Raw genomic sequence first — 12,436 nt, forward strand, 5'->3', positions numbered from 1 at the left:
GTGGCGGGCCTCGGGATGCACGGGAATGCTCGGTGCCAGAGGTGTGTCGGGCTCGGGGCCGTCGACACCTCACCCGCAGGTGCGCCAGCGCGTCGATGGACCCATGTCGACGAGTCGGGCGCCTGCGGTCACCAGGCATACGAAAGGGACCCACGAGTGATACCCAACTCCACTCCACACCGATCACCCGCAGCACGACACGTGCGTCGGTCGCTCGCCTCGCTCGGCGCGGTCGCCGCCGTGGCGGCCGGCATGGCGATGGCCAGCCCGGCCGCACAGGCGGCCGACCCGACAGCGACGGTCGGCACCGACGCCGGCAGCCGCGAGCGCGCGTTCGCGGTCGCATCCTCCGAGTACGGCGTGCCACGCCCGGTGCTCGAGGCCGTGTCGTACGCCCAGACGCGCTGGGACTTCAACCCCGGGCACAGCTCGTCCGGCGGCTACGGCCCCATGCACCTCGTCGACGCCGACCTCGGCTCGGCGGCCGAGGGCAAGGGCCTCGGCGACGCGCCGGCTGCCGCACCGGCGCCCGTCGCCGACACGCTCGGCCGCGCGGCCGGCCTGACCGGGCTCGACGAGGACGCCCTGCGCACCGACGAGCTCGCCAACATCCGCGGTGGCGCCGCGTTGCTCGCCGCCGCCCAGCAGCGCCTCGGCCTGCCCACGGGCGCCGGCAGCAGCGCGGGTGACTGGTACGCCGCCGTGGCCGACGCGTCCGGGTCGGCGCAGGAGGACGTCGCCGCGGCGTTCGCCGACGACACCTACTCCGTCATCGCCTCCGGTGCCTCGCGCCGCACGGTCGACGGCAAGGACGTGTCTCTCGCGCCGTCGACCGCGACCCCCGAGAAGGGCCAGATCAACCGGCTCGGCCTGACGAAGAAGGCGAACAGCTCGCAGACCGACTGCCCGCCCGGGCTCGCGTGCGACTGGGTGCCGGCGCCGTATAAGGACCTCGGGGGCGGCGACTACGGCAACCACGACCTCGCGTCACGGCCGGCCTCGCCGAAGATCACCAACATCGTCATCCACAACACCGAGGCGTCCTGGGACACCACGCTCAAGCTCGTGAGCGACCCGACCTACCTCGCCTGGAACTACTCGCTGCGTTCGAGCGACGGTCGCATCGCCCAGCACCTCGAGCCCCAGGACGTCGGCTGGCACGCGGGCAACTGGTACGTCAACAGCCACTCGATCGGCCTCGAGCACGAGGGTTTCGCCGCCACCGGCGCCCAGTGGTTCAGCGAGCCGATGTACCGCTCGTCGGCGCGCCTCGTGCGCTACCTCGCGTCGAAGTACGACATCCCGCTCGACATGCAGCACATCTTCGGTCACGACCAGATCCCCGGCGTGGCCCCGGCCAACGTCGCAGGAATGCACTGGGACCCGGGCCCCTACTGGAACTGGGAGCACTACTTCCAGCTGCTCGGTGCGCCGCTCGACAAGGGCGGGAAGAAGCACGCCGCCGACCTCGTGCGCATCCTGCCCGGCTTCGACCACAACGTGCAGGCCGTGACGTCGTGCACGACGGCCGGCCAGACGTGCGCGCCGCAGGGCACGAACTTCGTCTACCTGCACACGACTCCGTCCGAGACCGCGCCGCTGGTCAACGACATCGGCCGCAAGCCCAACGGTGCGGCGTCGACGACGTCGGTCTCCGACATCGGCGCCCGCGCCCAGACCGGGTTGACGTTCGCCGTCGCCGAGCGGCAGGGCGACTGGACCGCGATCTGGTTCAACGGCGTCAAGGGCTGGTTCCTCAACCCGGCGAGCGATCCGACGGCCATCGCAGTGCGAGGCCAGTACGTCGTGCCGAAGGCGGGCCTCGCGGAGGTCCCCGTCTACGGTCGGGCCTACCCCGAGGCGTCGGCCTACCCCGCCGGCATCCCGGTGCAGGCGCTCGCCCCGCTGCAGTACCAGTTCACGGCCGGGCAGCGGTACGCCGTCGGTGACCTCACGATCCCGACGAACTACTACCGCGCGACGACGTACTCGCTCGACACCCCGAACGACCACGTCGACGTCGTCGGCCAGGACCGCTACTACCAGGTCTCGCTCGGCCACCGGTTCGCGTACGTGCGCGCTGCCGACGTCGACGTCGTCACCGCCAAGTAGCACCGCCCCCGCCCAACGGCAAAGTGCCCACTCGACGACAACGACCAGTCGGGTGGGCACTTTGCTGAGCCCCAACCCGTCGAGTGGGCACTTTGCTGAGCCCCAACCCGTCGAGTGGGCACTTTGCTGAGCCCCAAAGGAAGCTGACGATGAAGGGGGCCGACCCGGTCACGCCGTTGTCGCCCACCTCGTTGTAGGCGGCGATGGCGATGTCACCGCGGCCGGCGACCATCCAAGTGTGGGTGTCGGGTGGGTTCTTGGTGCCGAACTCGGCCGTGCCGGTCTTGGCGTACTCCACGCCGAGCGGCTTGAGCACCTTGCCCGAGCCCTCGTTGACGACGGCTCGCATCTCCTGGCGCAGGACGTCCGCCTCGGTGGAGGCGAGCGGCGTGGCCGGCTGGGCGAGCGCCGGGGCCCCCGCGACGAGTTGCGGCCGCACGGTCTGGCCCTTCATCACCGAGGCGACGACCACGGCCATGGTGAGCGGGCTCGCCTCGACGCGCCCCTGTCCGATGAACGACGCGGCGTGCTCGACGACGTCGTCGGTGGGCGGCACCGAGCCGAGGAAGCCGGTGAACGGCAGGTGGAGCTTCTCGCCCATCCCGAGCGACTGGGCGGCCTTGGTCAGATCGTCCTGGCTGACCTTCTCGTACTGGCTGATGAAGGCCGTGTTGCACGAGAAAGCCAGGGCGGTCTGCATCGGGATGTCGCCCAGGTTGTCCTTCGGGTAGGTCGTGTAGTTGCTGAAACGGCGCCCGTTGACCGTCAGGCTGTCGGTGCAGGGCAGCTTGGTGTCGGCGGTGGCGCCCTTGCGGATGTTGGCGAGCGAGCTGGCGATCTTGAACGTCGAGCCGGGAGCCACCTTGCCGGCCAGTGCGAGGGTCGTGCCGCCTGCGGCCGGTCCGACAGCAGCGGCGAGGATCTCTCCGGTGGAGACCCGAACGGCCACGAGTGCCGTGGGGTGCGTGGTCTGCTTGGCCAGGGCGGCCTCGGCGGCTGACTGCGCCTTCGGGTCGAGCGTGATCGTGAGCGGCTCGCCCTCGGTCGACTGCTCGGCGAACAGCTCGCGCTTGTCGAGGACGCTGCCATCGGCACCGCGCTTGACTGCCTGCACGGCGAGTCCGGGCGTGCCCCGCAGCTGCGCGTCGTAGCGGAACTGCAGGCCGTTGGTGCCCACGCTGTCACCCGCCTCGAGCGTCCCCTTGGAGTCCTTGACCTGCTCGGCCGTCGCCTCACCGACCGAGCCGAGGATCGGTGCGGCGAAGGTGCGGCTCGGCCCGAGCACCTTCATCGCGGGCACCGTGATGGCGCCCTTGACCTTGGCGATCGCGGTGCCGTTCTTCGCGATGATCGGGTCGGTCTCGCGCAGCGTCAGCGCCTCGACGAACGCCTTGGCGCCCGCGGCCCCGACCTTCGCCGCATACTTCGTCGGGTCGACGCCGAGGAGTGCGGCCAGCCGGCGGGCCGACGCGGCGGCCTCGGCGCCGGCCACCTTCGTCTTGTCGATGCCGACGACGGCGACCTCGCGCTCGGTCATGATCTTGCCGCCCGACGCGTCGACGATGTCGGCCCGCCGCGGCCACTTGCGGGCGATCGTGAGGGTCTCGTCCGACGCGAGCTGCGGCGCGACGAGGGCCGGGTTCCATGCCACCTGCCACGTGCCGTCGACGAGGGTCATCGCGACCTTCGACTGGTAGCTCCAGTCGGTGCCGGTCTTCGAGACGTCCCACCGGGTGAAGAGGGTGGCGGTCGCCTTGTCGGAGCCGTCGGTGTGGCTCACCTCGCTGAGCGAGACCGAGGGGCGGAGCGTGCCCAGCCCCTTGTAGGCGGCCGTGACGAACGAACCGGCCTTGGCGGCGGTCGTCCCCTTGAGGGGCACCTTCGTGAAGTCCCCGTTGGTGAGCGCCGCAGCGAGGGCGATTGCCGCGTCGTTCGGCTCGGGCGGTGACTCGAACATCGAGCAGCCGGCACCCAGCGTCGCGACGAGTGCACCCGAGAGGGCCGTGGCGATGGCCGAGCGGCGCCGCGGCCGGCGCGGTGATGTGTGGGCTGTGGTGCGGGGTCCCCTGGGCATGCGACGAGGGTACGTGGCGCCGCCGTCAGGCCCTGTCATCGCGTGGTTGCGTCGATTCGGTCGTCGGCAGCGGCAGCACTGGCCACGGCCGGACGCTGCCGGTCGGCTCCAGACCCTCGCGACGGGCCGGTGCGCAGCCACAGCACGTACGCGCCGACCAGGCCGACGGCCACGGCGACGGCATACGCCCCCCACGCCTGGAACTCGGGCTGGATGGCACGGAGGAAGACGTCGCGACTGGCCTCGACGTGGTCGCGCAGCCCGCTCGGCAGCCCGGAACGAGGACGCAGATAGGACGCGAGGTAGGAGAAGGCGGTCTGCGCGGCCGTGCACACTGCCACGAGCAGGAGCACGAGCGGCCAGACGACCACCCGCCACAGCGACCGCACGCCGACCGTTGCCAGCGTGAGGCCGACGGCGACGGCCGCGAGGGTGGGGGTCCACGTGAGCAGGGGCCGGCCACGCTCGAAGCCGAGCAGGGCGACGGCGAGCGCACTCGCCCACGAGCCGAGGGCGACGGCGAGCGGCGCGGCGGCCAGCGCCCGCAGCACCGGCCGGCCGAGCACGAGCACGAGCCCGAGGGCCACCCCGGCCAGGGTGCCGGCGACGGCAATGGCGAGCACCCCCACGAGCACCCGCTCGTCCCGGTCGAAGTCGCTGCCGAGCTGGCGCGTGGCACCGGCGGACTGCAGGATCGAGTAGGCGGCCGCGGCCACGGCGCCCAGGCCGGCGAGCGCCGCCACGGCAGTGGACGCACGACGCGAGTCGGGTCTCGGCGAGACCCACAGCACAGCGAGGGCTGCCGCGGCGCCGCCGAGGAGCGTGACCGTCAGCAGCAGGCCGAGCCGGGCCGTGGTGAAGGGGAGCAGCGTGATGTAGCCGTCGGTGGCCGAGCCGGTGGCGACGTCGAACGGCCAGTTGCGCGGTGACCGCGCGCCCAACCCGTCGACGATCCACGGCAGCGCTCCGACGACCCACCAACCGGCCGCCGCGAGGGGCAGCACGGGCCAGAGGCGTGCGCGGGCGTGCCGTCGGTGTGCCTCACTGCCGAAGCTGACGACGTTGTCCACGCGCAGATCCCAGCACGTCCGTCCGACATGCGCCAATCGCCCGGGTTGACCGACCGGGCGAGGCCGTGGCGACCCTAGCGCTCGGGCCTCCACAGCTGCACCGAGGCGACGGGCTCGAAACCGGCCCCCAGGAAGGCCCGCAGGGCACGGGCGTTGCCCGGCGCGCACGCCGCGACTACGACCTCACCCTCGTCGACGAGGGTCAGCGCGTCGCGCACGACGTCGGTGCCGCTGCGGTCCTTCGACGTGTCGGTCTCGACCCCGACCTCCGGCATGCCACCGATCCCGGTCGAGAGGGTCACGAGCGTGCGGTCGTCGGGAGCGGCGTACCCGAAGGTCGTGACCTCGCTGCGCACCGACGTCGCGTGCTCGGCCCGGGGGTGGTTGCGCAGGTCGCTGCGGGGCACGAGCGCGGGCTCGCCACCGAGGCCGCGGGCGACGAGGACGATGTCGAGCGCGTCGATCCAGCCGGTGCCGGCCAGTCGCGACACGAGCCGCGGGTTGCTGGCGCCGCCGAAACCGTCGGGCCCCAGGGGGCCGAGCGTGCCGTCGGACACGTCGTCGTCGACGGCGAGGTACGCGTGCCCGGTGAAGGCGACCACGCCCTCCACCCCGTCGCGCCACGGGGCGACCCGCTGCCACCCACCGTCGACGGCGGGGAAGTCGCCGCCGGACGCCTTGCTGAGGACTTCCGCGATGAGGTGCACGCCGTCCATCAAACCCGTCCCGTCGCCGGGCTGCCCGCCGGGGTCCACCTGTTGGCACGTCGAGCTGCGCCCGTCGGGCACGTCGAGTTGCGCCGCCGTATGCCGTGGCGCTGCCCTCGCGCTGCCGCGGCGCCACGTGCGCCGGGTAGGTTGTGGCCATGTCACGACCGCACGCGGCCGCCATCATCGAGGACACCGTCCACGAGCAGGTCGAGCGTGTGCTGCGCAGCCGCGGGTGGGGCAACCGCGTCATCACGCACGTCGGCTACGGCTCCTCCTCGTTCGTCCGCGTCTTCGGACGGATCCTGCTCGGGCGCAAGGGCCGCGAGGAGGTCGAGGGCCCCGAGAGCCGGCAGGACGCGACGGGTGCGATCAGCCCGGCCCACTACGACCGAGGCTGGCGGGCGTTCATCACCTCGCCCGCGACCGGCGTGCCGGTGAAGGTCACGGTCGGCGACCGTGAGGTGTTCGGCCGGTCCGACCGCGGCGGGCACGTCGACATCGTGGCCCGCGACCACGGCCTCCCGCCCGGCTGGCAGCAGGCGGTCGTCGAGGTGCAGGGGGCCGACCCGGTCGCCGCCGACGTCTTCATCGTCGCCGACGACGTGCGGTTCGGGCTCGTCAGCGACATCGACGACACCGTCATCACCACGATGCTGCCGCGCCCGATGATCGCCGCCTTCAACACGTTCGTCAGGCGCGGCAAGGCCCGGCACGCGGTGTCGGGCATGGCGCCGATGTACCGCCGCATCCTGTCCGCACACCCCGGAGCCCCGATCGTCTACGTGTCGACAGGCGCCTGGAACACCGCCGCGACGCTCAACCGCTTCCTCGTCGAGAACGGCTTCCCGCTCGGGCCGCTGCTGCTCACCGACTGGGGGCCCACCAACACGGGCTGGTTCCGCAGCGGCCAGGACCACAAGCGCACCTGCCTGCACCGGCTCGCGCGCGACTTCCCCGACATCCAGTGGCTGCTCGTCGGCGACGACGGGCAGCACGACCCCCAGCTCTACGCCGAGTTCGCCGAGGCGCGGCCCGACCGGGTCGATGCCATCTGCATCCGGCACCTGTCGCCGGCCGAGCAGGTGCTGAGCAAGCCGATGAAGCTCGACGCGCCGGTGCGCACGATGGGGCCGGTCAGCGTGTCGACGTTCTCGGCGCCCGACGGGCACCAGCTGCTCCGGGTCCTCGACGAGCACGGTCGCGTCGGCCCGCCGGTGGCCGCCGACGAGCAGCCGTCACGGCCGCTGCGACAGCCTTCCCGCTGACGCCTCTGGTTGGACGCCTCTGGCTGGACGCCTCTGGCCGACGCCGCTGGATGGCAGACTGACGCCATGCCTGAGCTCCCCGAGGTGCAGGCGCTCGTCGACTTCCTCGCCGAGCGCACTGACGGGCTCGCCATCACGAAGGTCGAGCTCGCGTCGTTCAGCGTGCTCAAGACGTTCAACCCGCCACCCCAGGCGCTCGAGGGCGTGCCCGTCGACGGCGTGCACCGGCACGGCAAGTTCCTCGACATCGACGCCGACGGCACCCACCTCGTCTTCCACCTCGCGCGGGCTGGCTGGCTGCGCTGGTCCGACCAGCTGCCGGCGACGGTGCTGCGCCCCGGCAAGTCGCCGATCGCCTTGCGGGTCAGGCTCTCCGACGGGTCCGGCTTCGACCTGACCGAGGCCGGCACGAAGAAGTCGCTGGCGGCATACATCGTCAAGGACCCGGCAGAGGTTCCGGGCATCGCGCGCCTCGGCCCCGACCCGCTTGCCGACGACTTCTCGCTCGACCGGTTCCGCTCGATGCTCGACGGCCGGCGCACCCAGATCAAGGGACTGCTGCGCGACCAGGAGTTCATTGCCGGTGTGGGCAACGCCTACTCCGACGAGATCCTCCACGTCGCCAAGATCAGCCCGTTCGCGATCGCGGGCACGCTCGCACCCGAGGTCGTGGACCGGCTGTATGCCGCGCTGCGCGAGACCCTGACCCACGCGGTCACCACCGCGTCCGGCAAGCCGGCGAAGGAGCTCAAGGACGCCAAGCGCGCCGGCATGCGTGTCCACGCCCGCACCGGCCAGACGTGTCCCGAGTGCGGTGACATCGTGCGCGAGGTGTCCTTCGCCGACACGTCGCTGCAGTACTGCGCCACCTGCCAGACGGGCGGCAAGCCCCTCGCCGACCGGCGGATGTCGAAGCTGCTCAAGTAGCGCGGCGAAACGAATTCGTCCGGAATGCAACGGTTCTGCTGACGTGGTTGTCTTCATCGTCATGAAGCCGATGAAGCTCACGACGCGACACCTCCCGCACGCGCCCGCCCACCCGCGCCGCCACACGCCGCGGATCGCGCTGCTCGCACTCGGCACCGTGCTCGTCACCGGCGCGTGCGGGCAGGCGGCCCCGGCCGGCAGCACGTCGACGCCTGCAGCTGGGGGCGGTGCCGCGAGCAGTGCGGCGACCAGCACGACCGCGAGCGGCAGCACGACGGGTGGACCTGGCGCTGCGACGCAGACGGTGACCGCCGGTGGTGTGCGCCTCGAGGCCGCGATGGCGCCGGGCGGGGCGGCCATCGCAGCCAACCCAGGCCTCGTCGTCGACTACACGCTGACCAACACGGGCTCGAAGCCACTGGTCGCCTACGACGCCGTGCCCGACGACCTCGGCAGCGCGACCCTGGCCAAGCCCGTCGACCTGCAGCACGCCTGGGTCTACGCGCAGTCCGGAGTGCTGCGTCTCAGCAAGCAGGGCTTCGCGACGGCGCCGAACGTCCGCTTCGCGGCCGCACCGGTGATGGGCGGCCACACGATCGCGCCGGGGGCGACGATCACCGGCAAGGCGTATGCCGCCACGCCGCCGAAGCTGGACGTGCCCGGTGAGTCGTTCGTGGCCCCCCGCAGCCTCGTCGACCCGGCGCTGAAGCAGTGGCAGCTGTGCATCCAGGTCGACGACCGCGCCATGCAGACTCGTCCCTCGGCCGTGGGCGGCGGTGTCGTGGAGGCGGCGTCCATGGCTCCGCAGGGCGAGCAGCTCGTCTGCACGGAGCCGGCCGCGATCCCGGTCTCCTGACGCGGGACCCTGCCTGCGGCTGATCGAGGCGGGCCGGATCAGAGGTGCATCGACATGTGGCCGCCGCCCACCGCCCCGAGGCAGCTGAAGAGCAGGAACGCTCCGGGCCAGATGACTGCGGCGAGGAGGCACCACGTCTTGGCGGCGCGCGAGGCCTTCTGGGCGCCGATCCAGTCACCCTGGGCCCACCGCGGCTTCACCTGGAGGGCCTTGACGATCGCGACGACACCGAGCGGCATGAAGCAGAAGATCGCGCAGACGACGGCCCAGCCGAAGTAGGTGGTCGGAGCCGGTCCGCTCTGGGGCGGGCCGGCCCACCCCGGCGAGGGGGTGACGGCATACGGGAGCAGTGGCGCCGGCGGCACCGGGGGCGGCACGGGATCGGTGCGGGGTGGCGGGCCGCTCGCCTGGGGGAGCGGCGCCGTCGGGGGGCTTGCGCCCGTCGCGTTCGAGACGGCCGGGCCCGTCGGCACGTCAGGCCCGTCGGGCGTGCCCGTCGTGCCTGAGGGCGGGTCGAGGTGCGGAAGCCAGGCCGACCAGCTGTCGTGGGTCGGGTCGGGGCTGCCGGCGCCCTCGGGGTCGCCGTCCGGGTCGCGGAAGCGCTCGTCCATCAGATGATGTTCGGCTCGCCGTCGGCCGAGAGCTGCTTGCCGGCGCGCTGCCACTCGAGCATGCCGCCCTCGACGTTGGCGACGTCGTAGCCCTGGTGGACGAGCCACTGCACGGCGCGGGCTGAGCGACCGCCCATGCGGCACACGATGGCGACCGTGTCATCGGTCTCGGGCAGCTCGTCCAGACGGCCCGGCAGCTCGCCGAGGGGGATGTGGATGGCGTTGGGGGCGTGGCCCGCGGCCCACTCGTCGTCCTCGCGGACGTCGACGAGGACGGCGTCGTCGGGCAGCGCGCCCACGGAGGTCGTGGGAATGCTCATGCCCTCATCGTGACACGGACTGCTGGGGGTGGGTCACGACCTGCGGGACGCGAGGGTGTTGAGCACGGCGGCTGCGTCGGCGGCGTCGTCGACGGTGACGAGCACGGGTGGCTCGCCGACCCGTTCGACGACGAGGGCCTCGCCCGAACGGGTGACGAAGCCGCGGCTGCCGTCCTTCCCAATGCGCCAGCCGTAGCCACCGAACTCGCGCAGCGGCGACACGCTGCCGGTGCGGGCCTCGGCCACCCGGTCGAGCGGCACGCGGCTCCACGTGAGGAACAGGCTGGTGACCCGCAGTCCCTCGGCGTCGATGACCACCCGGGCCGAGCCGGTGATGACGAGGAGGGCGACGATCGCTGCCGCGAGGAGCAGCAGCCACGGCATGCCGAGCACGGCGACGACGACGAGCGGCGTGATCGCGAGCAGCACGACGAGCAGCACTCCGACGTTCGGCAGGGCCGCATGACCCGTCCAGGCCACGCGGGTCGTGGCGGGGACGTCGAGGCGTACGGCGTCGGCCGGCAGGTGCCGCGGAGTGCTGTCGAGCGGAGGGGGTCGCAGGCGGCCCCATCGCCAGAGGGCGAGCCCCACGGCGGTTGTGAGCACGAGGGGCGGGACCAGCCAGACGGTCGGGAAGGCCTGGGCCACCTCGCCCGGCCGCTGCGAGGTGAGGCTGCCGAAGAGCAGACCGCCGAGGAAGACGGCGACAGCTCCGCCGAAGCCGGCGAGCGGGCCCCGCGCGCTCGGGTGCCAGGCCGCGCCGATGACGACGAAGACCAGCGGGAGCAGCGCTGTCATGGCGGCCGCGGTCACGGCGGCCTCGGTGAGGGACGCGAACCGGTCCGGCCCGCCGTCCGGCCCCCAGTGCACGGCGACCCGCTCGGGCAGACGGTCGCGCACGGCATACGTCAGCAGGAGTCCGGCCACCGCGAGAAGCGGGCCGACGAGGGCGCTCGCGACGAGGGCGTGGGTGGGGCGCCGGTCGGCGCCGGCGGAGGCGCTGGTGGCGGCTGGCGTGGTCATCGCTGGAACTCGCTCTCGATGAGTCGGGTGAGGTCGGTGGGGGTGGTGCCGGTGAGGCGGGCCTCGGCGACGAGGTCGGCCACGAGGGAGCGCAGGCGTGCGTCGCCCGCCGGGTCGGTGGCGGTGACGACGGCGCCGCGCCCACGGCGCAGGTCGATGAGGCCCTCGTCGCGCAGCGACTGGTAGGCGCGGAGGACGGTGTGGAGGTTGACGTCCAGCACGCCGGCGACCTCCTTCGCCGAGGGCAGCCGGTCGCCGCGCTCGAGACGGCCACCAGCCATCTCGCGACGCACGCAGGCGGCCACCTGGACGTGCAGCGGGGTGCTCGAGGTCGGGTCCACCTGCCACAACATAGTTCGATTATGACTAGAACTATGCCGTGTTTGCAACCACTAGGGTGAGCGGGTGAAGATCCTGTCGATCCAGTCCCACGTCGCCTACGGCCACGCCGGCAACTCGGCCGCGGTCTTCCCGCTCCAGCGGCTCGGCCACGAGGTCTACCCCGTGCTGACGGTCACCTTCTCCAACCACACGGGCTACGGCTCCACGCGTGGCCCGCTCATCGCCCCGGCCGACGTCGCGGCCGTCATCGACGGCGTCGAGGAGCGTGGAGCCTTTCCCGCGATCGACGCGGTCCTGTCGGGCTACCAGGGCGCCGAGGCGGTCGGCGAGGTCGTGCTCGACGCGGTGGCCCGCGTCAAGGAGGCCAACCCGGCCGCCATCTACTGCTGCGACCCGGTCATGGGTGACGTCGGCCGCGGCTTCTTCGTGCGCGAGGGCATCCCCGAGTACATGCGCGACCACGTCGTGCCCAAGGCCGACATCGTCACGCCCAACCAGTTCGAGCTCGAGTTCCTCGTCGGCCGGGCGGTGACGTCCCACGTCGACCTCGTCGCGGCGGCGCGACAGCTCGTCGCGCGAGGGCCACGGGTCGTCCTCGTCACCTCCGCCCTCACCTCGGACACCCCCGAGCGCTCGATCCAGATGGCCTGCGTGACGGCCGACGACGCCTGGCTCGTGACGACGCCGATGCTGCCGATGACGGTGCGCGGCGGCGGCGACGTGACGGCCGCCGTCTTCCTCGCGCACTACCTGACCGACGGCCCCCAGGTGGCCCTGCGCCGCACCGCGGCCACCATGTATGCCGTGCTCGAGCGCACCCACGCGAGCGGCTCGGACGAGATGCTCCTGGTCGCGGAGCAGGACGCCATCGCCTCTCCCGACGAAGTTTTTGAAATCTCCTCGATCGCTTGACCGTTTCGCTCGCAACCGCGTTATAGTCGCAACGCGCCGTTCCGCATGACCACCCCTGACCGTGCGGAACGGCGCTTTTTCATGTCCGAATTCGATGGAATCCGAATCAAGCCACTTCGGTTTCCATCGAGACGGTGCGTGGCGAGCTCGGGCCGCGACGCGCCGATGGCGCTCTCTGCGGATGTCTCGGATGAGGGGTAGAGAGGCGTATAGC

General features: G+C 72.2%; 12 protein-coding genes. 5 read left to right on the forward strand and 7 right to left on the reverse strand.

The features are described 5' to 3' along the window. Nucleotides 1-201: 201 nt before the first annotated feature. The gene (locus AC1DE0_RS07900) at nt 202-2,112 is read left to right on the forward strand and encodes an N-acetylmuramoyl-L-alanine amidase (protein WP_478098968.1); all 1,911 of its coding nucleotides are present in this window, start codon (nt 202-204) and stop codon (nt 2,110-2,112) included. Here the strand turns inward: AC1DE0_RS07900 and AC1DE0_RS07905 are convergent. From AC1DE0_RS07905 to AC1DE0_RS07915, 3 genes are all read right to left on the reverse strand, one after another. Further along, complete coding sequence (locus tag AC1DE0_RS07905; RefSeq protein WP_478098970.1) at nt 2,099-4,186, reverse strand: penicillin-binding transpeptidase domain-containing protein; 2,088 nt, start codon at nt 4,184-4,186, stop codon at nt 2,099-2,101. The genes AC1DE0_RS07900 and AC1DE0_RS07905 overlap by 14 nt on opposite strands. 35 nt (nt 4,187-4,221) lie before the next feature. Beyond that, nucleotides 4,222-5,256: a hypothetical protein gene (locus tag AC1DE0_RS07910; protein WP_478098972.1), complete on the reverse strand. Its 1,035-nt coding sequence runs from the start codon at nt 5,254-5,256 to the stop codon at nt 4,222-4,224. A 74-nt stretch (nt 5,257-5,330) separates the two neighbouring features. Next, the gene (locus tag AC1DE0_RS07915) at nt 5,331-5,972 is read right to left on the reverse strand and encodes an N-acetyltransferase (RefSeq protein WP_478098975.1); all 642 of its coding nucleotides are present in this window, start codon (nt 5,970-5,972) and stop codon (nt 5,331-5,333) included. 149 nt (nt 5,973-6,121) lie between these two features. On the opposite strand from AC1DE0_RS07915, the gene AC1DE0_RS07920 reads away from it, so the two are divergent. The 3 genes from AC1DE0_RS07920 (at nt 6,122) to AC1DE0_RS07930 (ending at nt 9,014) form a co-directional block, all read left to right on the forward strand. Then, the gene (locus AC1DE0_RS07920; protein ID WP_478098978.1) at nt 6,122-7,231 is read left to right on the forward strand and encodes an App1 family protein; all 1,110 of its coding nucleotides are present in this window, start codon (nt 6,122-6,124) and stop codon (nt 7,229-7,231) included. A 66-nt stretch (nt 7,232-7,297) separates the two neighbouring features. Then, nucleotides 7,298-8,158: an Fpg/Nei family DNA glycosylase gene (locus AC1DE0_RS07925; RefSeq protein ID WP_478098982.1), complete on the forward strand. Its 861-nt coding sequence runs from the start codon at nt 7,298-7,300 to the stop codon at nt 8,156-8,158. 43 nt (nt 8,159-8,201) lie between these two features. Further along, the gene (locus AC1DE0_RS07930) at nt 8,202-9,014 is read left to right on the forward strand and encodes a hypothetical protein (protein WP_478098986.1); all 813 of its coding nucleotides are present in this window, start codon (nt 8,202-8,204) and stop codon (nt 9,012-9,014) included. A gap of 38 nt (nt 9,015-9,052) precedes the next feature. Here the strand turns inward: AC1DE0_RS07930 and AC1DE0_RS07935 are convergent, their stop codons facing one another. The 4 genes from AC1DE0_RS07935 to AC1DE0_RS07950 are packed head-to-tail and all read right to left on the reverse strand — an operon-like array spanning nt 9,053 to nt 11,321. Beyond that, nucleotides 9,053-9,625 carry a CD225/dispanin family protein gene (locus AC1DE0_RS07935; protein ID WP_478098988.1) on the reverse strand — a complete coding sequence of 191 codons (573 nt, stop codon included), beginning with the start codon at nt 9,623-9,625 and terminating at the stop codon, nt 9,053-9,055. Continuing rightward, a complete protein-coding gene (locus tag AC1DE0_RS07940) occupies nt 9,625-9,945 on the reverse strand; it encodes a rhodanese-like domain-containing protein (protein WP_442290741.1) in 321 nt (106 codons plus the stop codon). Before AC1DE0_RS07940 ends, AC1DE0_RS07935 begins: the two co-directional genes overlap by 1 nt. A 33-nt stretch (nt 9,946-9,978) precedes the next feature. Beyond that, on the reverse strand, nt 9,979-10,968 hold the full coding sequence (locus AC1DE0_RS07945; RefSeq protein WP_478098991.1) for a DUF1648 domain-containing protein: 990 nt from the start codon (nt 10,966-10,968) through the stop codon (nt 9,979-9,981). Beyond that, nucleotides 10,965-11,321 carry a GntR family transcriptional regulator gene (locus AC1DE0_RS07950; protein WP_478098993.1) on the reverse strand — a complete coding sequence of 119 codons (357 nt, stop codon included), beginning with the start codon at nt 11,319-11,321 and terminating at the stop codon, nt 10,965-10,967. Before AC1DE0_RS07950 ends, AC1DE0_RS07945 begins: the two co-directional genes overlap by 4 nt. Before the next feature lie 52 nt (nt 11,322-11,373). Between AC1DE0_RS07950 and pdxY the strand changes: the two genes are divergently transcribed. Next, nucleotides 11,374-12,222, forward strand: a complete 849-nt coding sequence (pdxY, locus tag AC1DE0_RS07955; RefSeq protein ID WP_478098995.1) for a pyridoxal kinase PdxY — start codon at nt 11,374-11,376, stop codon at nt 12,220-12,222. Nucleotides 12,223-12,436: the final 214 nt, after the last annotated feature.

The sequence above is a fragment of the Terrabacter sp. 05T424 genome (assembly GCF_056396225.1).

Bases quoted from the DNA above. Each gene is read 5' to 3' on its own strand.
- AC1DE0_RS07905 (WP_478098970.1), bottom strand. From the start codon at position 4,186: ATGCCCAGGGGACCCCGCACCACAGCCCACACATCACCGCGCCGGCCG.
- AC1DE0_RS07915 (WP_478098975.1), bottom strand. From the start codon at position 5,972: ATGGACGGCGTGCACCTCATCGCGGAAGTCCTCAGCAAGGCGTCCGGC.
- AC1DE0_RS07920 (WP_478098978.1), top strand. From the start codon at position 6,122: ATGTCACGACCGCACGCGGCCGCCATCATCGAGGACACCGTCCACGAG.
- AC1DE0_RS07925 (WP_478098982.1), top strand. From the start codon at position 7,298: ATGCCTGAGCTCCCCGAGGTGCAGGCGCTCGTCGACTTCCTCGCCGAG.
- AC1DE0_RS07935 (WP_478098988.1), bottom strand. From the start codon at position 9,625: ATGGACGAGCGCTTCCGCGACCCGGACGGCGACCCCGAGGGCGCCGGC.
- AC1DE0_RS07940 (WP_442290741.1), bottom strand. From the start codon at position 9,945: ATGAGCATTCCCACGACCTCCGTGGGCGCGCTGCCCGACGACGCCGTC.
- AC1DE0_RS07945 (WP_478098991.1), bottom strand. From the start codon at position 10,968: ATGACCACGCCAGCCGCCACCAGCGCCTCCGCCGGCGCCGACCGGCGC.
- AC1DE0_RS07950 (WP_478098993.1), bottom strand. From the start codon at position 11,321: ATGTTGTGGCAGGTGGACCCGACCTCGAGCACCCCGCTGCACGTCCAG.